Here is a 24,001-nt window from a genome sequence, read left to right on the forward strand (position 1 = left end):
TTGAGTGTTTTCCATGCAAATTGCTTTGGCGCCCATGGAGGGGTTGGTCGACAACATCCTGCGGGACGTGTTGACCCACGTGGGCGGTATCGATTGGTGCGTGACCGAGTTCATCCGTGTCAACGACCGCCTGCTCACCCCGGCCTATTTCCACAAGCTCGCTCCGGAACTGCTGCACGGTGCCCATACCGCAGCGGGTGTGCCGCTGCGTGTGCAACTGCTCGGCTCCGACCCGGTGTGCCTGGCCGAAAACGCTGCCCTGGCCTGCGAGCTGGGGTCTGAGGTGATCGACCTGAACTTTGGTTGCCCGGCCAAGACCGTCAACAAGTCCCGGGGTGGCGCGGTGCTGCTCAAGGAGCCGGAGCTGCTCAACCAGATCGTCGAGCACGTGCGCCGTGCCGTGCCCGCCCACATTCCCGTGACCGCCAAGATGCGCCTGGGCTTCGATAGCCCGGATGGCGCGCTGGTATGCGCCACCGCGTTGGCCGAGGGCGGTGCTGCACATATCGTCGTCCACGCGCGCACCAAAGCCGATGGCTACAAGCCGCCGGCCCACTGGGAGTGGATCCCGCGGGTGCAGGACGTGGTCAAGGTGCCAGTATTTGCCAATGGTGATATCTGGAGCGTCGAAGATTGGAAGCGTTGCCGTGAAATCAGTGGCGCCGAAGACATCATGCTCGGCCGTGGCCTGGTGGCGCGTCCTGACCTGGCAAGGCAGATTGTGGCGGCCAAGGCCGGTGAGGAAGTGGTCGAGATGACCTGGGCGCAGATGCAGCCGATGCTTCAGGAGTTCTGGCGCCAGTCGGTGGCGCAACTGACTGAAAAACAGGCACCCGGCCGCTTGAAGCAATGGCTGGCGATGCTGACGCGCAACTACCCGCAGGCAGTGGAGCTGTTCACCGCGCTGCGCCGCGAGACCGACCTGCAATGTGTCAGCCGTCTGCTGGGCATGCAGCATCCGGTCCCGCTCGACCCTGTTCCAGCAACCGCCTGAAGCCTTCTATCGGCAACGGACGGCTGTGCAGATAACCCTGGAATAAATGGCAGCCCAGCTTTTGCAGGAACGCCAGTTGCTCCGGGGTTTCCACGCCCTCGGCGATCACGTCCAGGTTCAAGCTGCGCGCCATGGCTACGATGGCGCGGATGATCTCCGCGTCATTAGGGTCGTGGGTGGCATCGCGTACGAATGACTGATCGATTTTCAATGCATCCACCGGCAGGCGCTTGAGGTAGGTCAGGGATGAGTAGCCGGTGCCGAAGTCATCCATTGCGAAGCTCACGCCGAGCTTTTTCAGGCGACGCATCTTCGCCACGGTATCGTCCAGGTTCTGGATCACGATGCCTTCGGTGATCTCCAGTTTCAGCAGGCTGGAGGGCAGTTGATGCTGCTTGAGGCTGTGTTCTACCCGTTCCACAAAGTCGTTTTGGCGAAACTGCCGCGGGCTGATATTCACGCACAGGCTGAAATTGAGCGGGTCTACCAGGCCGTCGGCAATCAACTGGGCAAAGGCGCCGCAGGCTTCATCGAGAATCCAGGTACCGACTTCCAGGATCAGGCCGCTGTCTTCCAATACCTTGATAAATTCCGTCGGCGACTGCGCGCCCAGTTGCGGATGTTGCCAGCGCACCAGGGCCTCGGCCCCCACAATCCGGTTGCCACGCGCATCCACCTGGGGCTGGTAATGCACGCTGAACTCGCCGCGTGACAAGGCCAGGCGCAGATCGGTCTCCATGCGCAGTCGCTCGCTGGCGGTTTTTTGCATGCTGTTGTGGAACATTTGTGTGGTATTACGCCCTGAATCCTTGGCGCGATACAGGGCGATGTCGGCACGCTTGAGCAAATCGGCTGGCGTGGTGCCGTGGTCGGGAATCAGCGCTACGCCGATGCTGGGCGTGACCTGCAAACGATGGCCGTCAAGGAACATCGGCTCCGACAGCAACTCGCGCAATGTATCGGCCAGGCTTTGCACCTGGTCGCTGACCTCCTGGCGCTTGCCCTCAAGACCGCTGAGCAGCACCACAAACTCATCGCCGCCCAGGCGTGCCACGGTGTCCTCCATGCGCACGCTGGCTTCCAGGCGTGCGGTGACGATTTTCAACACGGTATCGCCCACCGGGTGGCCGAGGGAATCGTTGATGTGCTTGAAGTGGTCGAGGTCGAGGAACAGCAGGGCGCCGCGCAGGTTGTGGCGCTTGAGCAGGGCGATCTGCTGGCTCAGGCGGTCCATCAGCAGTGCGCGATTGGGCAGGTTGGTGAGCGGGTCGTGATAGGCCAGGTGGCGGATCTGCGCCTGGGCGTTTTTCAGCAGGCTGACGTCTCGTGCGGTCAGCAGCAGGCAGGGGGTTTCATTCAGGGTGATCGGCTCGACCGAGACCTCCACCGCCAGCACCTCGCCTCGTTTGTTGTGCCAGAGCATTTCCAGATGATGGATGCGGCCCTTGATCTGCAACTCGGCCAATAATGCCGCGCGCTGGTTTTCATCGGCCCAGATACCGATCTGGTACAGGGTCAGGCCGATGGCTTCTTCGGTGCGGTAACCGGTCAGGCGGCAAAAACCGTCATTGACCTCCACATAACGGCCGGTGTCGCGTTCGGTGATGGAAATCGCGTCAGGGCTGGAGTGAAACGCCTTGGCGAACTTCTCTTCACTGGCCTTGAGGGCGGCTTCCGAGCGTTGCTGCTGGGTGATGTCCCGAAGAGTGGTGACGATACAGGGCTGGTCGCTGACCTTGATCAAGCGGCTGGAAATGACGCAGGTCAGGCTTTGGCCGTCCTTGTGATGCACCACGATGGCCACATTACTCAGGGCCTGTTCGCGAATCACCTGCTCGATGCGTTGCAGGCGCTTGCTGGAGTCGTCCCACAGGCCGATTTGTTCGGCGCTTTTGTCCAGTACTTCGGCGGCTGTCCAGCCAAAGGTCTGGGTAAACGCCGGGTTGATCTCGATAAACGCGCCGCTCTCCAGGCAGGTCACGCAGATCGGGTCGGGGCTGGCCTGGAACAAGCTGGCAAATTTTTCCTCGGAGGCGGTGAGGCGTTGTTCGCGTTCGACCTGGTCGGTGATATCCAGCAAGGTGCCCGCCATGCGCAGGGGTTTGCCTGCTTCGTCGCGGTACAGGCGCGCACGGCTTTCCAGATAGCGTGGGCTGCCGTCCTCCAACTGCACGCGGTAGGTCAATTGGTAGTTGCCGTCCGGGCCTTCACGCAAGCTGCGGTAGGCATTGCGCATGCCCTCGCGATCCTGGTCGGACATCCCTTCGAAAAACGCATCGAAGGATTCATGAAAGGGCGCCGGTTCGAGCCCGTGCAGTTGGGCGGCGCGGGCCGAGCCGTAGAGCATGCCGCTGGGGATGTGCCAATCCCAGGTGCCCAGTTGCGCGGAATCCAGGGCCAGGTCGAGGCGTTCCTGGCTGTCCTTGAGCGCTTGCTCGGCATTTTTGCGCTCGGTGGTGTCCAGGAACGTGCTGATCAGGTAAGCCTCACCGTCCAGTTCCACCTTCTGGGCGCTGAGGGTGCCGTCGTGGATCTGGCCGTTGCTGGCGCAGAACTGCACCTCCATGGTGATGGGCTCGCCTTTGCGCTGAGTGGCCTTGACCAGCAGTGCACGCTGCTCCGGATGGCGCCACAGGCCCAGTTCCAGGGTAGTACGGCCGATGGCATCGGCCACCGGCCAGCCGAACAGCATTTCGAAATACTGGTTGGCTTCGCTGATCAAGCCATCGGCCTGGCGGGTCAGTAGCACCATGTTCGGGCATAAATGGAACAATGTGGCGAAGCGCTTTTCGGAGTGGCTGAGGGCGTGTTCGCGGTCGCGCTGATGGGTGATCTCGCGGATCACTCCGATCATGCGGCGCCGTCCGGCTTTTTCCGGCGCGAGGCTGCCGCTGATTTCCAGCCAGTGCAGGCTGCCATCGGGCCACTGGATGCGATGGTGCATGGCACGTTCGAACGGCTCTCCTGCCAGGACCGCGTGAAAACCACGCACCACCCGTGCGCTGTCTTGCGGGGCCAGCAAGTCAAGGTAGTCGAGGTCCTTGGGCAAGGGTTGATGCGGGTCAAAGCCGAATAACGCTTGAGTACCCCGTGACCAACTGATTCTTCCCGTGTCGATTTCCCAGCACCAGGCGCCCAGCCGGGCGGCATTCAGGGCTGCCAGCAATTGCGGGGCACTGTCCCAGCTTTGCTCCGCCGCTTGGGGGTCCAGGGCGTAGATGCGGGGCAGGGGAGGTACGGGGTCGCCGGGGTTGCGCATTGTCAATGGGCCTTGGCTCGGTGAGAAGACAGCGCGGTTTTCCTTGAAACCCGAGGCCGCACAGTGTCATGCCGGTAACCCTGGCAGATCGACCTGTGCATCCAGCAGGCTCATGAAAGCCCGCGCAGCGTTCGATAGCGTCCTTTCTGTATGCACGATATAGCCTAGCTGGCGACTGAGTTGTATGCCCGGCAAAGCGATACTTGCCACTTGATCATCGAGCATGGTGCGCGGCAACACGCTCCAGGCCAGGCCGATGGACACCATCATCTTGATGGTTTCCAGGTAGTTGGTGCTCATCGCAATATTTGGCGCAAGTCCCTGGGCTTCGAACAGGCGGCTGACAATATGGTGCGTAAAGGTGTTGCCGCCGGGAAACACCGCCGGGTGCCTGGCGATATCGGCCAGGCTGATGGAACCGTTGCTGATCAGGCTGTGTTCCGGCGCTACCACAAAGTCCAGCGGGTCATCCCATACCGGCGAGGCGCGCACCAGATGGTGGGGCTCGGGCGCCAGGGTGATTACCGCCACTTCGGCGCGACCATGGAGTATTTCTTCGTAGGCCACTTCTGAATCCAAAAACTGAATATCCAGTGCCACGTTTGGGTATTGCCGTGTGAAGGTGCGCAGGATCGGTGGCAGGCGGTGCAGGCCTATATGGTGGCTGGTGGCCAGAGTGAGGCGCCCGCTGACTTCCCCTGTAAGGTTGGTCAGGGCGCGGCGGGTGTCGTCCAGCACGTTGAGGATTTGATAAGCGCGCGGCAGCAAGGCCCGGCCGGCTTCGGTCAAGCCGACTTCACGGCCCAAGCGATCAAACAAACGCACCTTCAATTGCTGCTCCAGGCCCGCGATGCGTTTGCTGATGGCGGGCTGCGTCAGGTGCAGGCGTTCGCCGGCCCCCGAGAAGCTGCCGGTCTCGGCGATGGCGATAAAAGCGTTGAGGTTGGCCAGATCCATGGTGCTATTCCAGTTGGTAATCCAAAGCATAAAAAATATGAATTTGAGTTATTTAATGTAGCGCCATACCATCAGCCTCACAAGCCAAAGGGTTATTGAAAAGCCCGGCGTATAGAAACACCGCTGATGAGGACCGACTGATGGCCGGCAAAACGCTTTACGACAAGCTTTGGGATTCCCATGAAGTGAAACGTCGCGATGATGGATCGTCGCTGATCTATATCGACCGTCACATCATCCATGAAGTGACCTCGCCCCAAGCGTTCGAAGGCCTGCGACTGGCCGGGCGCAAGCCATGGCGCGTCGACTCCATCATCGCCACGCCGGACCACAACGTGCCGACCACGCCTGAGCGCAAGGGCGGTATCGAAGCCATTGCCGATCAGGTTTCGCGTCTGCAGGTGCAAACCCTCGACGACTATTGCGACGAATACGGCATCACCGAATTCAAGATGAATGACGTGCGCCAGGGCATCGTCCATGTGATCGGCCCGGAGCAGGGGGCGACCTTGCCGGGCATGACCGTGGTCTGCGGCGACTCCCACACCTCCACCCACGGCGCGTTCGGCGCCCTGGCCCACGGCATCGGCACCTCCGAGGTGGAACATGTGTTCGCCACCCAGTGCCTGGTCGCCAAGAAAATGAAGAACATGCTGGTACGCGTCGAAGGCCAATTGCCGTTTGGCGTGACCGCCAAAGACATCGTGCTCGCCGTGATCGGCAAGATCGGCACCGCCGGCGGTAACGGCCATGCCATCGAATTCGCCGGCAGCGCCATTCGTGACTTGTCCATCGAAGGCCGCATGACCATCTGCAACATGTCCATCGAAGCCGGTGCCCGTGTGGGCATGGTGGCGGCGGATGAGAAAACCGTGGAGTACGTCAAAGGTCGCCCGTTTGCCCCGCAAGGCGCCGATTGGGACGCCGCCGTCGAAGCCTGGAAAGACCTGGTGTCTGACGCCGATGCGGTGTTTGACACCGTGGTCGAACTCGACGCTGCGCAGATCAAGCCGCAAGTCAGCTGGGGCACTTCGCCGGAAATGGTCCTGGCCGTTGACCAGAACGTACCGGACCCGGCCAAAGAGGCCGACCTGGTCAAGCGCGGCTCCATCGAGCGCGCCCTGAAGTACATGGGCTTGAAAGCCAACCAGGCGATCACCGACATCCAGTTGGATCGCGTGTTCATCGGCTCCTGCACCAACTCGCGGATCGAAGACCTGCGCGCCGCGGCGGTGATCGCCAAGGGCCGCAAGGTTGCCTCGACCATCAAGCAAGCCATTGTGGTACCAGGTTCGGGCCTGGTGAAGGCGCAAGCCGAAGCTGAAGGCCTGGACAAGATCTTCCTCGAAGCCGGTTTTGAATGGCGTGAACCAGGCTGTTCGATGTGCCTTGCGATGAACCCGGATCGTTTGGAGTCGGGCGAGCATTGCGCGTCCACCTCCAACCGTAACTTTGAAGGGCGTCAGGGCGCCGGTGGCCGCACCCACCTGGTCAGCCCGGCCATGGCCGCCGCCGCTGCCGTCAACGGTCGTTTCATCGACGTTCGCGAATTGATCTGAGGAATACCCGATGAGAGCTTTTACCCAGCACACAGGTCTTGTAGCGCCGTTGGACCGTGCCAACGTGGACACTGACCAGATCATCCCCAAGCAGTTCTTGAAGTCGATCAAGCGCACCGGTTTTGGCCCCAACCTGTTCGATGAGTGGCGCTATCTGGACGTGGGCTACGCCTACCAGGACAACTCCAAGCGCCCGCTGAACAAAGACTTTGTGCTCAATGCCGAGCGCTACCAGGGCGCCAGTGTGTTGCTGGCCCGGGAAAACTTCGGTTGCGGCTCCAGCCGTGAACACGCGCCGTGGGCCCTGGAAGAGTACGGCTTTCGCAGCATCATCGCGCCCAGCTATGCCGACATCTTCTTCAACAACAGCTTCAAGAACGGCCTGTTGCCGATCATCTTGAGCGATGCCGAAGTGGATGAGCTGTTCCAGCAAGTGGAAGCGAATGTGGGCTATCAGCTGACCGTGGACCTGGCCGCGCAGACCGTCACCCGTCCGGACGGCAAGGTGTATCACTTTGAAGTGGATGCGTTTCGCAAGCACTGCCTGATCAACGGCCTGGACGATATCGGCCTGACCTTGCAGGACGGCGATGCGATTGCCGCGTTTGAAGCCAGGCACCGGGCGAGCCAGCCTTGGTTGTTTCGCGATGCCTGATTTGCGGTAACCGTGCGGGCCCCATCGCGGGCAAGCCCGCTCCCACATGGATCGATGTTCGCCTGAACACCTCGGTCAACTGTGGGAGCTGGCTTGCCTGCGATAGCGCCAGTGCAACCACCACAAACCCCAAGGAAAGCCACCATGACCACCACTGCCCATACCCAAGTCGTGCAAAAGCAATTCGGCGAGCAAGCCTCGGCCTACCTGAGCAGTGCCGTGCACGCCCAGGGCAGCGAATTCGCACTGCTGCAGGCCGAGCTGGCCGGGCAGGGCGCTGCACGGCTGCTGGACCTGGGCTGTGGGGCGGGTCATGTGAGTTTCCAGGTGGCGCCTCTGGTTAACGAAGTGGTGGCCTACGACCTGTCTCGGCAGATGCTCGACGTGGTCACCGCCGCCGCGAAAGATCGCGGCCTGGACAATATCCGCACCGTCCACGGCGCCGCCGAGCGTCTGCCGTTCGCCGATGGCGAGTTCGACTTCGTGTTCAGCCGTTATTCGGCCCACCACTGGAGTGACCTGGGCCTGGCCCTGCGGGAAGTGCGCCGCGTGCTCAAGCCAGGCGGGGTGGCGGCGTTTGTGGATGTCTTGTCACCGGGTAGCCCATTGCTGGACACTTACCTGCAAACCGTCGAAGTGCTGCGCGACACCAGCCACGTGCGAGATTACGCCGCCGCCGAGTGGATGCAGCAACTCAGCGAGTCTGGCCTGCATGTGCGTAACAGCCTGCGTCAGCGCCTGCGCCTGGAATACACCTCGTGGGTCGAGCGCATGCGCACGCCAGAGGTGCTGCGTGCGGCAATCCTTGAGCTGCAAAAGGCGATGGGCCAGGAAGTGCGCGATTATTACGAAATTCAGGCCGACGGCACCTTCAGCACCGACGTGCTGGTGGTCTTTGCCCAACGCTTATTGATTTTTCCCGACCTGCCCACGGGCGGGTCGCCTGATGAAATGAGGAACCCATGAGCAAGCAGATTCTGATTCTCCCTGGCGACGGTATTGGTCCGGAAATCATGGCCGAAGCGGTCAAGGTGCTGGAGCTTGCCAACGCCAAGTACAGTCTGGGCTTCGAGCTGAGCCACGACGTGATCGGCGGCGCGGCCATCGACAAGCACGGCGTGCCCCTGGCCGACGAAACCCTGGACCGCGCCCGTGCGGCCGACGCCGTGTTGCTCGGCGCGGTGGGTGGCCCGAAGTGGGACAAGATCGAGCGTGACATCCGCCCGGAGCGCGGCCTGTTGAAAATCCGCGCGCAACTGGGCCTGTTCGGCAACCTGCGCCCGGCAATCCTCTACCCGCAACTCGCCGATGCCTCAAGCCTCAAGCCGGAAGTGGTGGCGGGCCTGGATATCCTGATCGTGCGTGAGCTGACCGGCGGTATCTATTTCGGTTCGCCACGGGGCGTGCGCGAGTTGGAAAATGGCGAGCGCCAGGCCTACGACACGCTGCCGTACAGCGAGAGCGAAATCCGCCGTATCGCCCGGGTCGGTTTCGATATGGCCCGTGTGCGTGGCAAAAAGGTGTGCTCGGTGGATAAAGCCAACGTGCTGGCCTCCAGCCAACTGTGGCGCGAAATCGTTGAGGAAGTGGCCAAGGACTACCCGGACGTCGAACTGAGCCACATGTACGTCGACAACGCCGCGATGCAGCTGGTGCGTGCGCCCAAGCAGTTCGACGTGATCGTCACCGACAACCTGTTCGGCGACATCCTGTCCGACCAGGCGTCGATGCTCACAGGTTCGATCGGCATGTTGCCGTCGGCGTCCCTGGACACCCACAACAAGGGCATGTACGAGCCGTGTCACGGTTCGGCGCCGGACATCGCAGGCCAGGGCATTGCCAACCCGCTGGCGACCATTTTGTCGGTGTCGATGATGCTGCGTTACACCTTCAACCTGAGTGAAGCGGCCGACGCGATCGAGAAAGCCGTCAGCCTGGTACTGGACCAGGGCTTGCGCACCGGGGACATCTGGTCCCAGGGCTGCACCAAGGTCGGAACGCAAGAAATGGGCGACGCAGTAGTCGCCGCGCTGCGGAATCTGTAATCTCTCGGGCCCGCTTGCAGTTGTTGCTGCAAGGCGGCCCACTTTTTAACAAGGTGTAGTTGCGATGAAACGTGTAGGTCTGATCGGTTGGCGCGGTATGGTCGGTTCCGTGCTCATGCAGCGGATGCTGGAAGAGCAGGATTTCGATCTTATTGAGCCGGTGTTTTTCACCACTTCGAACGTAGGTGGCCAAGGGCCGTCCGTGGGCAAGGATATTGCCCCGCTCAAGGACGCCTACAGCATTGAAGAGTTGAAGACCCTCGACGTGATCCTGACGTGCCAGGGTGGCGACTACACCAGCGAAGTCTTCCCCAAGCTGCGCGAAGCCGGCTGGCAGGGTTACTGGATCGACGCCGCTTCCAGCCTGCGTATGCAGGATGACGCGGTGATCATCCTTGATCCGGTCAACCGTAAGGTCATCGACCAGCAACTGGATGCCGGCACCAAGAACTACGTGGGCGGCAACTGCACCGTCAGCCTGATGCTGATGGGGCTGGGTGGCCTGTTCGAAGCCGGCCTGGTCGAGTGGATGAGTGCCATGACCTATCAGGCTGCCTCTGGTGCCGGTGCGCAGAACATGCGCGAGCTGATCAAGCAGATGGGCGCGACCCATGCCGCTGTCGCCGATCAACTGGCAGACCCGGCCAGCGCGATTCTCGACATCGACCGTCGTGTAGCCGAAGCCATGCGCAGCGACGCTTACCCGACCGAGAACTTCGGCGTGCCATTGGCTGGTAGCTTGATCCCGTGGATCGACAAGGAACTGCCCAACGGTCAGAGCCGCGAGGAGTGGAAGGCCCAGGCCGAGACCAACAAGATCCTCGGTCGCTTCAAGAACCCGATTCCGGTGGACGGCATCTGCGTGCGCATTGGCGCCATGCGTTGCCACAGCCAGGCGTTGACCATCAAGCTGAACAAAGACGTGCCGATCGCTGATATCGAAGGCTTGATCAGCCAGCACAACCCTTGGGTCAAGCTGGTGCCGAACAACCGCGATATCAGCATGCAGGAGCTGAGCCCGACCAAGGTCACCGGCACCCTGAATGTACCGGTGGGCCGTTTGCGCAAGCTGAACATGGGGAGCCAGTTCCTCGGTGCGTTCACCGTCGGCGACCAGCTGCTGTGGGGCGCGGCTGAACCGCTGCGTCGCATGTTGCGGATTTTGCTGGAGCGTTGATCGCTTTCTTGCATTGAAGAACCCCGCGCTCTGGTGACAGGCGCGGGGTTTTTTATTGTTCTGTCGGGCGCTATCGGGAGCAAGCTCCCTCCCACACTTGCCCTCCATTTCAAGGTTGGAGCTGGGTCGAATGTGGGAGGGGCTTGCTCTCAATAGCGCCATCAGCCACACCACAAGGCCCAGGCTAATTGCCTCACCCCCAGCCACCCGGTAAAGTGCCGCTCCCCCCTGCAATGCCCGAGGCAGCCCCCATGACCCAGACCTTCGAAATCGCCGTGATCGGTGCCACCGGCACTGTGGGTGAAACACTGGTGCAGATCCTCGAAGAGCTGGATTTCCCGGTAGGCACCCTGTATTTGCTGGCGGGCAGCAACTCGGCGGGGGCCTCGGTGCCGTTTCGTGGCAAGAACGTGCGGGTCAAAGAGGTCGACGAGTTCGATTTCAGCAAGGCGCAGTTGGCGTTCTTCGCAGCAGGCCCGGCGGTGACTCTGAGTTTCGCCTCGCGCGCCACGGCCGCTGGCTGTTCGGTAATCGACTTGTCCGGCGCATTGCCTGCCGAACAGGCGCCGCCAGTGGTGCCGCAGGCCAACGCCCAGGTGTTGAACGGTTTGAAAAAACCATTCCAGCTCGGCAGCCCAAGCCCGTCTGCCACCTACCTGGCGGTAGTGCTCGCGCCGTTGCGGGGTTTGGTGGATATCCAGCGCGTGAATGTCACCGCCAACCTGGCGGTCTCTGCCCAGGGCCGGGAGGCCGTCAGCGAGTTGGCGCGGCAGACCGCTGAGTTATTGAACGTGCGTCCACTGGAACCGAAGTTCTTCGACCGGCAAATGGCGTTCAACCTGCTGGCTCAAGTCGGTACGCCAGACGCCCAAGGTCATACAGCCCTGGAGAAACGCCTCGTACACGAGCTGCGTGCCGTGCTGGAAACACCTTTGCTAAAGATTTCCGCAACCTGCGTTCAAGCCCCGGTGTTTTTCGGCGATAGCCTGACAGTGTCGTTGCAATTGGCCGCGCCGGTCGATCTGGCCGCAGTCAACCGTGCACTCGATGCTGCGCCGGGTATCGAGCTGGTTGAGGAGGGCGATTACCCAACGGCTGTAGGCGATGCGGTCGGCCAGGATGTGGTTTACGTAGGACGCGTACGTGCAGGTGTTGACGACCCCGCGGAACTAAATCTGTGGTTGACGTCAGATAACGTACGCAAGGGCTCGGCCCTGAACGCTGTGGAACTGGCGCAGTTGTTGATAAAAGGCCTTGTGTAAAAGATACTTGGCGGCAATTTGTAGATTGATTCTAGCCAGGCGCTATGCTTGGTCCCAAGTGAAACACAAGCGCGTCGGTGACCTATCGGCTCGCCATGCCTTATGGCAGCGGTTACCAACCTTCTCGCAGGGCGGGGAGCGTTCAGACAAAGGATGAGGCTATGGTTCAAGTTCGCAAACTGGTGTTAGCAATAGCGGCCGCCTCGGCGCTGTCCTCCGGTATGGCGCAGGCGCTGCAACTTGGGGAGATGACCCTCAAGTCGAAGTTGAACCAGCCGCTGTCGGTGGAAATCGAATTGCGTGATGTGGGTGGCCTCACGGCGGCCGAGATCACTCCGAGCCTGGCTTCTGCCCAGGCCTTTGTGGATGCGGGCGTTGACCGCCAGGCGTTTCTCGATGACCTGACGTTCACCCCGGTGATCAACCCCGAAGGTCGCAGCGTGGTGCGCGTGACCTCCAGCAAGCCGCTGCCCGATTCCTATGTGCGCTTCCTGCTGCAGGTGCAATGGCCCAATGGCCGTTTGATGCGTGACTACAGCGTGCTGCTCGACCCGGCCAAGTTCGACCAGCCGGCACCGACTGCCGGCGCGCCGGCCAGTGCCGCACCTGCCGCCGGCACGCCCGCCCAGCACACCACCACGTCCCGCGACACCTTGTGGGAAATCGCCGCGAAGAATCGTAACGGCGCCTCGGTCCAGCAGACGATGCTGGCGATCCAGGCGCTCAACCCTGACGCTTTTATCGATGGCAATATCAATCGCCTGAAAACCGGCCAGGTCCTGCGCCTGCCGGATGCCACGCAAAGTACGGCGCTGGCGCAGCCTCAAGCGATCGCCGAAGTCAGCGCGCAGAACGCCGCCTGGCGTCAGGGCCGTCGTACCCCCAAGGGGCAAGTGGCCGGCAAGGCGCAGTTGGATGCGACCAAGCGCACCCAGGCCGGCAATGCGCCGACGAGCACCCAGGCCAAGGACAACTTGAGCCTGGTCTCGGCCGAGGCCGCCAAGCAAGGCACGAAGGGCAAGGCCGGTGATAACCGCGCGTTGAGCGATAAGCTGGCGATGACCCAGGAAGAGCTGGACACCACCCGCCGCGATAACGAAGAACTGAAGAGCCGCGCCGCCGACTTGCAAAGCCAGTTGGACAAGTTGCAAAAGCTGATTCAGTTGAAGAATGACCAGTTGGCTCGCTTGCAGGCGCAAAACGGTGAGCCGGCTACGGCTGCAATCCCTGCGCAGCTGGCAGGTGAGCCCGCAGCAGAGCCTGCGGCGCCCGTTGCAACCCCTGCACCCGCCGCTGAACCGCCCAAGCCGGTCGCGGCACCTGCTACCACCGAAGGCAAGTTCAATGACTTGCTGACCAACCCTATTATCCTCGGCATCATTGGCGGGGCAGGCATCCTGGTGGTGCTGCTGCTTCTGTTGCTGTGGGCGCGCCATCGCAATGCCCGCCGCGAAGAGGAAAAGCATCTGCGCATGGCGCGGGCGCTGGCCGAAGAGCCTGAGTTCACGCCCAATATTGACCAGGACCTGCCGCCTGACAGTTTTGAAGGCCTTGAAGTGCCGCCGCCGAGCGTCAAGCTGGGCGCCGCGCCAGCGCCTGCCCCGGTGGCTGAGCCGGTTGTCGTGCCGACTGTCGCTTCCGTGCTCGCACCCCTGGCCGTCGCTGTTGCCCAGGAGAACTCCAGCGATGCATTGGCTCAGGCCCAGTCCCATATCGACCGCGGCCACCTGAACCAGGCGGCTGATGTGCTTGAACAAGCCATCAAACATGAGCCCAAGCGCAGCGACCTGCGTTTGAAGCTGATGGAAGTCTACGGCCTGCAGAACGACAAGGACGGTTTCGTCACCCAGGAGCGCCAATTGGTCGCCAACGGTGAGAACCACGCCCAGGTCGAGCAGCTCAAGAGCCGCTTCCCGGCCATGGCCGTGCTGGCAGCGGGCGTCAGCGCCGCCGTGGCTGCTGCGGCTCTCGATGCGCAGTACGTCAAGGATTTGCTCGATGACAAGCCGGCGGCGGCTGAGCCGGCGGACACCTTCGACAACGATTTTGACCTTAGCCTGGATGAGCTGGAAGCTGCCTCGCCGGCCGAGATCGCCCGGGACCAGCAAACCTTTGAAGCGCTGCTGCAACAACAGACTGAGGCCAAGGCCGATGCGCAGGATCTCTCGGACTTTGACCTGGACCTGCAACTGGATCCGCCAGCGTCGAAATCCGATGACGACTTTCTCTCGGGACTTGAGGAGCAGATGAAGGACGTGCCGCCTGTCGAGCCGCCCACCCTGACACCTGCCGCGCTGGACGAATTCGAGTTGCCGGAAGACTTTGACCTGTCCCTGGCTGATGAGCCGACGGCCCCGGCAGCCAAGCCCGATGCGTTTGCCTCGGAACTGGACGACGTCAATGCCGAGTTGGACCGATTGTCCCAGAGCCTGGAGCACCCGCCGATCGAGCCGACTTTCACGGCCGAGGATGCCGCGCTGGGCGGTGATGATGAACCGGATTTCGATTTCCTCTCAGGCACGGATGAAGTCGCTACCAAGCTCGACCTGGCCCAGGCTTACATCGACATGGGTGATGCCGATGGCGCTAAAGACATCCTTGATGAAGTCTTGGTCGAAGGCAACGAAGACCAGCGTGGCGAAGCCAAGGAAATGCTCGGCCGAATCTAAAGCCAGGCGCTATAACAGTGCGGGAGGGGCGGTGCGACGATTCGACTTGCTCCCTCCCACATTTGTTTGGCATCGATCCATAACAAAACGCCCGTCAGGCATCCGACGCCTTTATAATGCCCGCCTTTGCGCAACTCATCAGGCTCTCAGTTCTTGGCAAATATAGATAACGCGGCCGCCGAAATGGCGGCCGCCGGCTTTTACCGCATCGCCCTGGGCGTGGAATACAAAGGCTCGCGCTATCGCGGCTGGCAGCGTCAGGCCTCCGGCGTGCTGACGGTGCAGGAAACCCTCGAAAATGCCCTGTCCAAAGTGGCCGACTCGCCGGTGTCGCTGATGTGTGCCGGGCGTACCGACGCTGGCGTACACGCGTGTGGCCAGGTGGTGCACTTCGACACCCAGGCCGAGCGGTCGATGAAGGCGTGGGTGATGGGGGCGAATATCAATTTGCCCCACGACGTGAGTGTGAGCTGGGCCAAGGTCATGCCGGCGCATTTTCATGCACGCTTCAAGGCCATCGCCCGGCGTTACCGTTACGTGATCTACAACGATCAGATCCGCCCCGCGCATCTCAATGAAGAAATTACCTGGAACCACCGCCCGCTGGACGCCGAGCGTATGGCCGAGGCCGCGCAGCACCTGGTGGGCGTGCATGACTTCAGCGCCTTCCGCGCCGGCCAGTGCCAGGCCAAGTCGCCGATCAAGGAAGTTCATCACCTGCGAGTCACCCGTCACGGCAAGATGATCGTGCTGGATATTCGCGCCGGGGCGTTCCTGCATCACATGGTGCGCAACATTGCCGGCGTGCTGATGACCATCGGTACGGGCGAGCGCCCGGTTGAGTGGGCCAGGGAAGTGCTGGAAAGCCGCATCCGTCGCACGGGCGGCGTCACGGCGCACCCGTTTGGCCTGTATTTGGTGGATGTGGAGTACCGCGACGAGTTCCAGTTGCCGGAACGCTTTATCGGGCCGCACTTCCTCACAGGTTTCAGTGAACTTGGCGGCTGACGCCCGGAAAAGCTTTTGTTAACATCCGGGACTTTCTCGGTCCAACCCTGAGGTTCCTACGACATGTCAGCCGTTCGCAGCAAGATTTGCGGGATTACCCGCATAGAAGACGCGCTGGCGGCAGTAGAGGCAGGGGCCGATGCCATCGGTCTGGTGTTTTATGCCAAAAGCCCGCGCGCGGTGAATGTGCTGCAGGCGCGGGCCATCATTGCGGCGCTGCCGCCTTTCGTGACCACCGTGGGCTTGTTCGTCAACGCCAGTCGCTGCGAACTCAATGAAACCCTGGATGCGGTGCCGCTGGACATGCTGCAGTTCCATGGCGATGAAACGCCTGATGAGTGTGAAAGTTATCAGCGCCCGTACATCAAGGCGTTGCGGGTCAAGACGGGCGACGATATCGCCGCGGCGTGTGCCGCGTATATCGGCGCTCGCGGGATCCTGCTCGACACCTACGTCGAAGGCGTACCGGGTGGTACGGGTGAGGCGTTCGATTGGTCGCTGATTCCCGAGGGGTTGAGCAAGCCGATCATCCTGGCCGGTGGGCTCAACCCTGCGAACGTCGGGGCTGCCATCGAGCAGGTGCGGCCGTATGCCGTGGACGTCAGCGGTGGGGTGGAGCAGGGCAAGGGCATCAAGGATCACAACAGGATTCGCGCATTCATGCAGGCCGTGCGCAACAGCAGTGGCGGGATGTGACGGCTGGCAGTCTGCCGCCGTCCATAACTACCACTGTGTAAAACAGCCCGGCGCCGCCTGTGGGTGGCCCGGAAATGAAGTGGCAACCCTGCGCTGGCAGGTTGTCTGGAAGGCTGAGGATGCAGGCGGGAAATGGCAGGTCCAACGTCTGACCCCGTCCCGCAGGCATCATCGCCACATATGAATTTAGCTCAAGGGCATACGCGGGGCTGTGTTCAAGCCACCGGTACTGGAGAAAGAAAGCATGAGCAACTGGTTAGTAGACAAACTGATCCCTTCGATCATGCGTTCCGAGGTGAAGAAAAGCTCGGTTCCTGAAGGTCTGTGGCACAAGTGCCCGTCCTGCGACGCGGTGCTGTACCGCCCGGAGCTGGAAAAGACCCTGGATGTTTGCCCCAAGTGCAATCACCACATGCGTATCGGCGCGCGCGCGCGCATCGACATCTTCCTGGATGCCGATGGCCGCAACGAACTGGGCGCTGACCTGGAGCCGGTCGACCGTCTCAAGTTCCGCGACAGCAAGAAGTACAAGGACCGTCTGGTCGGTGCGCAGAAGCAGACAGGCGAGAAGGACGCGCTGATCTCGGTCAGCGGCAAGCTGCTGGGCATGCCCGTGGTGGTCTCGGCCTTCGAGTTTTCCTTCATGGGCGGTTCCATGGGCGCCATCGTCGGTGAGCGCTTTGTGCGTGCTGCCAACTACGCCCTGGAAAACCGTTGCCCGATGATCTGCTTCGCCGCCTCCGGTGGTGCGCGTATGCAGGAAGCGCTGATTTCCCTGATGCAAATGGCCAAGACCTCGGCGGTACTGGCGCGTCTGCGCGAAGAAGGCATTCCGTTCATCTCGGTACTGACCGACCCGGTCTACGGCGGCGTTTCCGCCAGCCTGGCGATGCTCGGCGATGTGATCGTCGGCGAGCCCAAGGCGCTGATCGGTTTTGCCGGCCCGCGTGTGATCGAGCAAACCGTGCGCGAGAAGCTGCCGGAAGGCTTCCAGCGCAGCGAGTTCCTGCTGGAGCACGGCGCTATTGACCTGATCATCCCGCGTGGCGAGCTGCGTCCACGTCTGGGTAACCTGCTGGCGCAAATGATGGGCCTGCCGACGCCTGTGTACGTCGCGCCTAAAGTCGAGCCAATCGTCGTGCCGCCGGTGCCTGCAAACCTATGACCCAACGTACCCTGGGCGAATGGCTCGCCTACCTTGAGCAGTTGCATCCGTCCGCCATCGACATGGGCCTGGAGCGCTCGCAACAGGTAGCGGCCCGCCTCGGGTTGGGCCAGCCGGCACCGCGTGTGATCACGGTGACCGGCACCAATGGCAAGGGCTCCACCTGTGCCTTTGTCGCGGCGCTGTTGCAGGCCCAGGGCCTGAAGGTCGGTGTGTACAGCTCGCCGCACCTGCTGCGCTACAACGAGCGGGTACAGCTCAATGGCGTCGAAGCCACGGACGAGCAGTTGTGCGCAGCCTTCGCTGCCCTGGATGCCGGGCGTGGCGATATTTCCCTGACCTATTTCGAGATGGGCACCCTGGCGGCGTTCTGGCTGTTCGAGCGTGCGCAACTGGATGTGGTCGTACTGGAAGTCGGCCTCGGTGGGCGCCTGGATACGGTCAATGTGGTGGATGCCGACCTGGCGCTGGTCACCAGCATCGGGGTTGATCATGCCGACTACCTGGGCAATACCCGCGAGTCCGTGTCCTATGAAAAGGCCGGGATTTTCCGCCAGGGCAGGCCGGCGCTGTGTGGCGACCTGGATCCGCCGCAACCTTTGCTGGACAAGGTACGCGAGCTGGATTGCCCGTTCTACCTGCGCGGTCGTGAATTCAATCTCGACATCGGTGCGACCCATTGGCAATGGCGCGGGCGTGATGCCCGTGGCAAGGTGGTCGAGCTGCTTGATTTGCCGCTGCTGAACCTGCCGATGGAAAACGCTGCACTCGCGCTGCAAGCCTATTTGCTGCTGGATCTGCCGTGGGATGCCGAGCAGATCGGCGCAACCCTGCGGGCGACGAAAGTGGTGGGGCGCCTGGATCGTCGGGTGCTCGACTGGCAAGGCAAGCGCCTGAACCTGTTGTTGGATGTGGGTCACAATCCCCATGCGGCTCACTATTTGGCGCAGCGCCTGGCGCGCACGCCACCGGCCGGCCGTCGCCTGGCGGTGTTCGGGCTGTTGGCCGACAAGGATCTGGAAGGCGTGGTTGCGCCGTTGCTTGGCAGTGTTCAGTCTTGGGCTGTTGCGCCGTTGGATACACCGCGTAGCCGGCCGGCGGCTGAGCTGCAAACCGCCTTGCAGAACCTTGGCGCGCCCGTGACGTCGTATGCAAGCATCATTGCCGCCCTGGAGGCGCAGTGTGCGGTGGCTACGGCCGAGGACGAGATCCTGTTGTTCGGATCATTTTATTGTGTTGCCGAGGCGCTCGAATGGCTGGCCCGGCGCTCCACGGAGGAAGCTGCACATGGCATTACTGGATAGCGCATACAAGCAGCGAATGGTTGGAGCCCTGGTGTTGGTGGCGTTGGCAGTCATCTTCCTGCCGATGCTGTTTTCCCGTCAGGACGAGCAGCGCCAGGTGGTGGTTGAAGCACCCGCTGCGCCCCAGGCGCCGGTGGTGCCCCAGGTTCAGGTCGAGCCGGTGGTGGTGCCCGAGCCTCAGGCGTTGCCGGAAGAACCTGTACCTGTCGAGGAGGAGGTCGCTACGCAACAGGCTCCTTCGATGCCGGTGCAGCCAAGTGTGCCGGTGGTCAAGCCAGCGCCGGCACCCGCTGTCGCTGCCAAACCGCCGGCACCGGCGCCAACGCCCAAGCCTGTGGCGCCGCAGCCTGCTGCGCCGGGTAAACCGGATGTGGGCCAGAGCCGCATTGATCCCAATGGCCTGCCGATCAGTTGGTCGATCCAGCTCGCCAGCCTGGCCAATCGCGAAAGTGCCGACGCCTTGCAGAAAAAGCTGCGTGCCCAGGGTTATAACGCCTATATCCGCAGTGCCGATGGCAAGAATCGGGTGTTTGTCGGGCCGCTGATCGAGCGCGCCGAGGCGGATCGCCTGCGCGATTTGCTGGGCCGCCAGCAGAACCTCAATGGGTTTGTGGTGCGTTTCCAGCCCGAGCGCGGCTGATTCAAGCAGGCATTAACGCAATCTAAGTGTGGGAGGGGGCTTGCTCCCGATAGCGGTGGGTCAGTCAGTACATCTGATACTGACACACTTCAATCGGGAGCAAGCCCCCTCCCACATTGGTTTATGGTGGGCTTGAAATGGCGTTCACACCGCCCAATCTATTGATTTGCAAAGCAGCCGCAATCACCGCTTACCGATAGCCCGGCGCTCTGCTAAAATGCGCCGCCTTATCCGTACGTAGGCTGCACTGTGCCATTTACCTGGGTTGATTGGGCGATCGTTGCAATCGTCGCCATCTCCGCTTTGATCAGTCTGAGCCGCGGCTTTGTAAAAGAAGCACTGTCGTTGCTGACCTGGATCATCGCAGGAGTCGTAGCCTGGATGTTCGGTGGTTCACTGTCGGTCTACCTGGCCGGGTACATAGAGACACCTTCGGCTCGCGTCATCGCGGGCTGCGCCATCATGTTCATCGCCACGCTGCTGGTGGGGGCAATGGTCAATTATCTTATTGGCGAGTTGATACGTGTCACCGGCCTCTCCGGGACCGATCGATTTCTCGGCATGGCCTTCGGTGCCGCGCGTGGCGCGTTGCTGGTGGTTGTGGCGGTCGGGCTGTTGAGCCTGGGGCCGGTACAGCAGGATTCGTGGTGGCAGGAGTCGGTACTCGTGCCAAAATTTCTATTGGTTGCAGATTGGTCCAAGAACCTCATATTGGGGTGGAGCAGTCAGTGGCTGGCCAGCGGAATCAGCGTACCCGCTGATCTTCCGTTCAAGGAACACCTCTTGCCGGCGCAAACGCCTCAGTAAGCTGTGTTCAGTCAAGATTCATTAAGTAGGGGTTGCGTCGCATGTGTGGCATCGTCGGTATCGTCGGTAAGTCGAACGTCAATCAGGCGCTGTATGACGCGCTAACCGTCCTCCAGCACCGCGGCCAGGACGCTGCCGGTATTGTGACCAGCCACGACGGCCGGTTATTCCTGCGCAAGGACAATGGCCTGGTGCGTGACGTGTTCCATCAGCGTCACATGCAGCGCCTCGTCGGGCACATGGGTATTGGCCATGTGCGTTACCCGACTGCCGGTAGCTCGACTTCGGCCGAAGCTCAACCGTTCTACGTCAACTCGCCTTACGGCATCACCCTGGCGCACAACGGTAACCTGACCAACGTTGAACAGCTGGCCAAGGAGATCTACGAATCTGACCTGCGCCACGTCAACACCAGTTCCGACTCGGAAGTGCTGCTCAACGTGTTCGCCCACGAACTGGCCCAGCGCGGCAAGCTGCAGCCGACCGAAGAAGACGTGTTTGCTGCCGTGATCGACGTGCACAACCGTTGCGTCGGTGGTTATGCCGTGGTGGCGATGATCACCGGGTACGGCATCGTCGGTTTCCGCGACCCCCACGGCATCCGCCCGATCGTGTTCGGCCAGCGTCACACCGACGAAGGCGTCGAGTACATGATCGCGTCCGAAAGCGTGTCCCTGGATGTACTGGGCTTTACCCTGATCCGCGACCTGGCGCCGGGCGAGGCTGTCTACATCACCGAAGACGGCAAGCTGCATACCCGCCAGTGCGCCGTTGCGCCGACGCTGACCCCGTGCATCTTCGAACACGTCTACCTGGCGCGTCCGGACTCGATCATCGACGGTGTGTCGGTCTACAAGGCGCGTCTGCGCATGGGCGAGAAGCTGGCCGAGAAGATCCTGCGCGAGCGTCCTGAGCACGACATCGATGTGGTTATCCCGATTCCGGACACCAGCCGTACCGCTGCGCTGGAGCTGGCCAACCACCTGGGCGTCAAGTTCCGCGAAGGCTTCGTCAAGAACCGCTACATCGGCCGTACGTTCATCATGCCCGGCCAGGCTGCGCGCAAGAAATCGGTGCGTCAGAAGCTCAACGCCATCGAGCTTGAGTTTCGCGGCAAGAACGTGATGCTGGTGGACGACTCCATCGTACGCGGCACCACCTGCAAGCAGATCATCCAGATGGCCCGCGAAGCCGGTGCGAAGAACGTGTACTTCTGCTCTGCGGCGCCTGCGGTGCGTTACCCGAACGTGTACGGTATCGACATGCCGAGCGCCCACGAGCTGATTGCACATAATCGTTCGACCCAGGACGTGGCCGACCTGATCGGCGCCGACTGGCTGATCTACCAGGACCTGCCGGACCTGATCGAAGCGGTTGGCGGGGGCAAGATCAAGATCGAGCAGTTCGACTGTGCCGTGTTCGACGGCAAGTACGTGACCGGAGATGTCGACGAGGCTTACCTGAACAAGATCGAGCAGGCGCGTAACGACTCGTCCAAGATCAAGACCCAGGCGGTCAGCGCGATCATCGACCTGTACAACAACTGAGTAGACACCGGCCCTGAGGGGCCGGTTTTGTATCTTAAATAACGTATTGAGTAAGGAGTCGCAGCATGAGTCAGGAATGGGATGCCGGTCGGTTGGACAGCGACCTCGATGGCGTAGCTTTCGATACCCTGGCTGTGCGCGCCGGCCAGCATCGTACCCCGGAAGGTGAGCACGGCGACCCGATGTTCTTCACCTCAAGCTACGTGTTCCGCACGGCGGCCGACGCTGCGGCGCGTTTTTCCGGTGAGGTGCCGGGCAACGTGTACTCGCGTTACACCAACCCGACCGTGCGCGCGTTCGAAGAGCGTATCGCGGCCCTGGAGGGCGCTGAGCAGGCTGTGGCGACCGCGACCGGCATGGCGGCCATCCTGGCGGTGGTGATGAGCCTGTGCAGCGCTGGCGACCATGTGCTGGTGTCGCGCAGCGTGTTCGGCTCGACCATCAGCCTGTTCGAGAAGTACTTCAAGCGCTTCGGTATCGAAGTGGATTACGTGCCCCTGGCGGATTTGTCCGGCTGGGATGCGGCGATCAAGGCCAATACCAAGCTGCTGTTCGTCGAATCGCCGTCGAACCCGCTGGCCGAGTTGGTCGACATTGCTGCGCTGTCCGAAGTCGCCCACGCCAAGGGTGCGATGCTGGTGGTGGATAACTGCTTCTGCACCCCGGCCTTGCAGCAACCGCTGAAGCTGGGTGCGGACATCGTGGTGCATTCGGCAACCAAGTTCATCGACGGCCAGGGCCGTTGCATGGGCGGCGTGGTGGCTGGACGCAGCGAGCAGATGAAGGAAGTGGTGGGCTTCCTGCGTACCGCCGGCCCGACCCTGAGCCCGTTCAATGCCTGGATCTTCCTCAAGGGGCTGGAAACCCTCAGCCTGCGCATGAAAGCCCATTGCGCCAACGCCCAGGCCCTGGCCGAGTGGCTGGAGCAGCAGGACGGTATCGAGAAAGTGCACTACGCTGGCCTCAAGAGCCACCCGCAACACGCCTTGGCCCAGCGCCAGCAGCGTGGTTTTGGTGCGGTGGTGAGTTTCGAAGTGAAGGGCGGCAAAGACGGCGCCTGGCGCTTTATCGATGCGACGCGCCTGATTTCCATCACTGCCAACCTGGGCGACAGCAAGACCACCATCACTCACCCGAGCACCACCTCCCACGGGCGCCTGGCGCCGCAGGAGCGTGAAGCCGCCGGTATCCGTGACAGCCTGATCCGCATCGCGGTGGGCCTGGAAGATGTCGCTGACTTGCAGGCAGACCTGGCCCGCGGGTTGGCGGCCTTGTGATCGAGTGGTCTATGGAGGCTACAGCGGCCACTAACGGGCGCGTCGCGCTGGTAACGGGGGCGGCGCGGGGCATTGGCCTCGGTATTGCCGCGTGGCTGATCAGCGAAGGCTGGCAGGTGGTATTGACTGACCTGGACCGCGAGCGCGGTTCCAAGGTGTCCAAGGTGCTGGGCGAGAATGCCTGGTTCATCACCATGGATGTGGCCGACGAGAAGCAAGTCGCCCAGGGTGTCGCCGAGGTGCTGGGGCAGTTCGGGCGACTCGACGCGCTGGTCTGCAATGCCGCCGTGGCTGACCCGCGCAATATCACCCTGGAAAGCCTCGATCTGGCGTACTGGAATCGCGTGCTGGCGGTGAACCTCGGCGGGCCGATGCTGTTGGCCAAGCATTGCGCGCCGTACCTGCGCGCCCACGGCGGTGCGATCGTCAACCTGGCCTCGACCCGGGCCCGTCAATCGGAGCCGGACACCGAAGCCTATGCGGCGAGCAAGGGTGGCCTGCTGGCCCTGACCCACGCCTTGGCCATGAGCCTGGGCCCGGAAGTGCGGGTCAATGCGGTCAGCCCCGGCTGGATCGATGCGCGTGATCCTGCTGCGCGCCGTGCCGAGCCGCTCACAGACGCCGATCATGCCCAGCACCCTGCGGGCAGGGTGGGCACGGTAGAGGACGTGGCGGCGATGGTAGCCTGGTTGCTGTCGCGTCAGGCCGGGTTTGTCACCGGGCAAGAGTTTGTGGTGGACGGTGGCATGAGCAAGAAGATGATTTACAGCGAGTAGGGCGGTCTTGAAGCAATTTTGTCTTTTTCAGAAAAACTTCAAGCAGGCTATTGACTTAGGTCCGTTACCTGCGTAAATTTCGCGGCCTCAACGAAGCAAAGGGTGATTAGCTCAGCTGGGAGAGCATCTGCCTTACAAGCAGAGGGTCGGCGGTTCGATCCCGTCATCACCCACCACTTCTTGAGAGTCTTGCCCCAGGGCAAG

General features: G+C 61.9%; 19 protein-coding genes and 1 tRNA gene. 18 read left to right on the forward strand and 2 right to left on the reverse strand.

Features of this window, described 5'->3' with window-relative positions; translation table 11 throughout:
* The first annotated feature begins 13 nt into the window (after window positions 1–13).
* Entirely contained in the window at window positions 14–994 is a 981-nt protein-coding gene (locus QMK52_RS16630; protein WP_005789777.1) for a tRNA dihydrouridine synthase, read from the forward strand.
* Here QMK52_RS16630 and QMK52_RS16635 read toward each other — a convergent pair.
* Complete coding sequence (locus tag QMK52_RS16635) at window positions 933–4,253, reverse strand: EAL domain-containing protein (RefSeq protein ID WP_005789776.1); 3,321 nt, start codon at window positions 4,251–4,253, stop codon at window positions 933–935. The genes QMK52_RS16630 and QMK52_RS16635 overlap by 62 nt on opposite strands.
* Before the next feature lie 66 nt (window positions 4,254–4,319).
* The gene (locus QMK52_RS16640) at window positions 4,320–5,210 is read right to left on the reverse strand and encodes a LysR family transcriptional regulator (protein ID WP_005789775.1); all 891 of its coding nucleotides are present in this window, start codon (window positions 5,208–5,210) and stop codon (window positions 4,320–4,322) included.
* Between the two features lie 140 nt (window positions 5,211–5,350).
* On the opposite strand from QMK52_RS16640, the gene leuC reads away from it, so the two are divergent.
* The 17 genes from leuC to QMK52_RS16725 all read left to right on the forward strand — a co-directional run bounded on the left by leuC (window position 5,351) and on the right by QMK52_RS16725 (window position 23,973).
* Window positions 5,351–6,769 (forward strand): 3-isopropylmalate dehydratase large subunit, encoded by a 1,419-nt coding sequence (leuC, locus tag QMK52_RS16645; protein WP_005789773.1) that lies wholly within the window; start codon window positions 5,351–5,353, stop codon window positions 6,767–6,769.
* Between the two features lie 10 nt (window positions 6,770–6,779).
* Window positions 6,780–7,424, forward strand: a complete 645-nt coding sequence (leuD, locus tag QMK52_RS16650) for a 3-isopropylmalate dehydratase small subunit (RefSeq protein WP_005789771.1) — start codon at window positions 6,780–6,782, stop codon at window positions 7,422–7,424.
* A gap of 144 nt (window positions 7,425–7,568) precedes the next feature.
* A complete protein-coding gene (locus tag QMK52_RS16655) occupies window positions 7,569–8,390 on the forward strand; it encodes a class I SAM-dependent methyltransferase (RefSeq protein WP_413817811.1) in 822 nt (273 codons plus the stop codon).
* Window positions 8,387–9,469: a 3-isopropylmalate dehydrogenase gene (gene leuB, locus QMK52_RS16660; RefSeq protein ID WP_005789768.1), complete on the forward strand. Its 1,083-nt coding sequence runs from the start codon at window positions 8,387–8,389 to the stop codon at window positions 9,467–9,469. The genes QMK52_RS16655 and leuB overlap by 4 nt, the downstream gene beginning before the upstream one ends.
* A gap of 64 nt (window positions 9,470–9,533) precedes the next feature.
* Entirely contained in the window at window positions 9,534–10,646 is a 1,113-nt protein-coding gene (asd, locus tag QMK52_RS16665; RefSeq protein WP_005789767.1) for an aspartate-semialdehyde dehydrogenase, read from the forward strand.
* 251 nt (window positions 10,647–10,897) lie between these two features.
* Entirely contained in the window at window positions 10,898–11,908 is a 1,011-nt protein-coding gene (locus QMK52_RS16670) for an aspartate-semialdehyde dehydrogenase (protein WP_005789764.1), read from the forward strand.
* 161 nt (window positions 11,909–12,069) lie between these two features.
* A complete protein-coding gene (locus tag QMK52_RS16675; RefSeq protein WP_194438774.1) occupies window positions 12,070–14,577 on the forward strand; it encodes a FimV family protein in 2,508 nt (835 codons plus the stop codon).
* A gap of 183 nt (window positions 14,578–14,760) precedes the next feature.
* Complete coding sequence (truA, locus tag QMK52_RS16680; RefSeq protein ID WP_005789756.1) at window positions 14,761–15,585, forward strand: tRNA pseudouridine(38-40) synthase TruA; 825 nt, start codon at window positions 14,761–14,763, stop codon at window positions 15,583–15,585.
* Window positions 15,586–15,648: 63 nt separating this feature from the next.
* Entirely contained in the window at window positions 15,649–16,281 is a 633-nt protein-coding gene (locus tag QMK52_RS16685) for a phosphoribosylanthranilate isomerase (RefSeq protein WP_005789755.1), read from the forward strand.
* A 244-nt stretch (window positions 16,282–16,525) separates the two neighbouring features.
* Window positions 16,526–17,446, forward strand: a complete 921-nt coding sequence (gene accD / locus QMK52_RS16690; protein WP_005789754.1) for an acetyl-CoA carboxylase, carboxyltransferase subunit beta — start codon at window positions 16,526–16,528, stop codon at window positions 17,444–17,446.
* Window positions 17,443–18,750 (forward strand): bifunctional tetrahydrofolate synthase/dihydrofolate synthase, encoded by a 1,308-nt coding sequence (folC, locus tag QMK52_RS16695; protein WP_005789753.1) that lies wholly within the window; start codon window positions 17,443–17,445, stop codon window positions 18,748–18,750. The genes accD and folC overlap by 4 nt, the downstream gene beginning before the upstream one ends.
* A complete protein-coding gene (locus tag QMK52_RS16700) occupies window positions 18,734–19,390 on the forward strand; it encodes an SPOR domain-containing protein (RefSeq protein WP_005789752.1) in 657 nt (218 codons plus the stop codon). The genes folC and QMK52_RS16700 overlap by 17 nt, the downstream gene beginning before the upstream one ends.
* Window positions 19,391–19,639: 249 nt before the next feature.
* Window positions 19,640–20,197, forward strand: a complete 558-nt coding sequence (locus QMK52_RS16705; protein ID WP_005789751.1) for a CvpA family protein — start codon at window positions 19,640–19,642, stop codon at window positions 20,195–20,197.
* A 41-nt stretch (window positions 20,198–20,238) separates the two neighbouring features.
* Window positions 20,239–21,744 (forward strand): amidophosphoribosyltransferase, encoded by a 1,506-nt coding sequence (gene purF, locus QMK52_RS16710; protein ID WP_005789750.1) that lies wholly within the window; start codon window positions 20,239–20,241, stop codon window positions 21,742–21,744.
* Window positions 21,745–21,809: 65 nt separating this feature from the next.
* Window positions 21,810–23,021, forward strand: coding sequence for an O-succinylhomoserine sulfhydrylase (locus tag QMK52_RS16715; RefSeq protein WP_005789748.1), 1,212 nt, complete (start codon window positions 21,810–21,812; stop codon window positions 23,019–23,021).
* Window positions 23,022–23,032: 11 nt separating this feature from the next.
* Window positions 23,033–23,797 carry an SDR family oxidoreductase gene (locus tag QMK52_RS16720; protein ID WP_005789747.1) on the forward strand — a complete coding sequence of 255 codons (765 nt, stop codon included), beginning with the start codon at window positions 23,033–23,035 and terminating at the stop codon, window positions 23,795–23,797.
* Between the two features lie 100 nt (window positions 23,798–23,897).
* Window positions 23,898–23,973, forward strand: a tRNA-Val gene (locus QMK52_RS16725).
* The last annotated feature ends 28 nt before the right edge of the window (window positions 23,974–24,001 follow it).

This window comes from Pseudomonas sp. P9_2 (assembly GCF_034008255.1).
Taxonomy (GTDB): Bacteria; Pseudomonadota; Gammaproteobacteria; order Pseudomonadales; family Pseudomonadaceae; genus Aquipseudomonas; species Aquipseudomonas synxantha_A.

Coding starts and splice junctions, on each gene's coding strand:
- QMK52_RS16630 (WP_005789777.1), top strand. CDS start 14: ATGCAAATTGCTTTGGCGCCCATGGAGGGGTTGGTCGACAACATCCTG.
- QMK52_RS16635 (WP_005789776.1), bottom strand. CDS start 4,253: ATGCGCAACCCCGGCGACCCCGTACCTCCCCTGCCCCGCATCTACGCC.
- QMK52_RS16640 (WP_005789775.1), bottom strand. CDS start 5,210: ATGGATCTGGCCAACCTCAACGCTTTTATCGCCATCGCCGAGACCGGC.
- leuC (WP_005789773.1), top strand. CDS start 5,351: ATGGCCGGCAAAACGCTTTACGACAAGCTTTGGGATTCCCATGAAGTG.
- leuD (WP_005789771.1), top strand. CDS start 6,780: ATGAGAGCTTTTACCCAGCACACAGGTCTTGTAGCGCCGTTGGACCGT.
- QMK52_RS16655 (WP_413817811.1), top strand. CDS start 7,569: ATGACCACCACTGCCCATACCCAAGTCGTGCAAAAGCAATTCGGCGAG.
- leuB (WP_005789768.1), top strand. CDS start 8,387: ATGAGCAAGCAGATTCTGATTCTCCCTGGCGACGGTATTGGTCCGGAA.
- asd (WP_005789767.1), top strand. CDS start 9,534: ATGAAACGTGTAGGTCTGATCGGTTGGCGCGGTATGGTCGGTTCCGTG.
- QMK52_RS16670 (WP_005789764.1), top strand. CDS start 10,898: ATGACCCAGACCTTCGAAATCGCCGTGATCGGTGCCACCGGCACTGTG.
- QMK52_RS16675 (WP_194438774.1), top strand. CDS start 12,070: ATGGTTCAAGTTCGCAAACTGGTGTTAGCAATAGCGGCCGCCTCGGCG.
- truA (WP_005789756.1), top strand. CDS start 14,761: ATGGCGGCCGCCGGCTTTTACCGCATCGCCCTGGGCGTGGAATACAAA.
- QMK52_RS16685 (WP_005789755.1), top strand. CDS start 15,649: ATGTCAGCCGTTCGCAGCAAGATTTGCGGGATTACCCGCATAGAAGAC.
- accD (WP_005789754.1), top strand. CDS start 16,526: ATGAGCAACTGGTTAGTAGACAAACTGATCCCTTCGATCATGCGTTCC.
- folC (WP_005789753.1), top strand. CDS start 17,443: ATGACCCAACGTACCCTGGGCGAATGGCTCGCCTACCTTGAGCAGTTG.
- QMK52_RS16700 (WP_005789752.1), top strand. CDS start 18,734: ATGGCATTACTGGATAGCGCATACAAGCAGCGAATGGTTGGAGCCCTG.
- purF (WP_005789750.1), top strand. CDS start 20,239: ATGTGTGGCATCGTCGGTATCGTCGGTAAGTCGAACGTCAATCAGGCG.
- QMK52_RS16715 (WP_005789748.1), top strand. CDS start 21,810: ATGAGTCAGGAATGGGATGCCGGTCGGTTGGACAGCGACCTCGATGGC.
- QMK52_RS16720 (WP_005789747.1), top strand. CDS start 23,033: ATGGAGGCTACAGCGGCCACTAACGGGCGCGTCGCGCTGGTAACGGGG.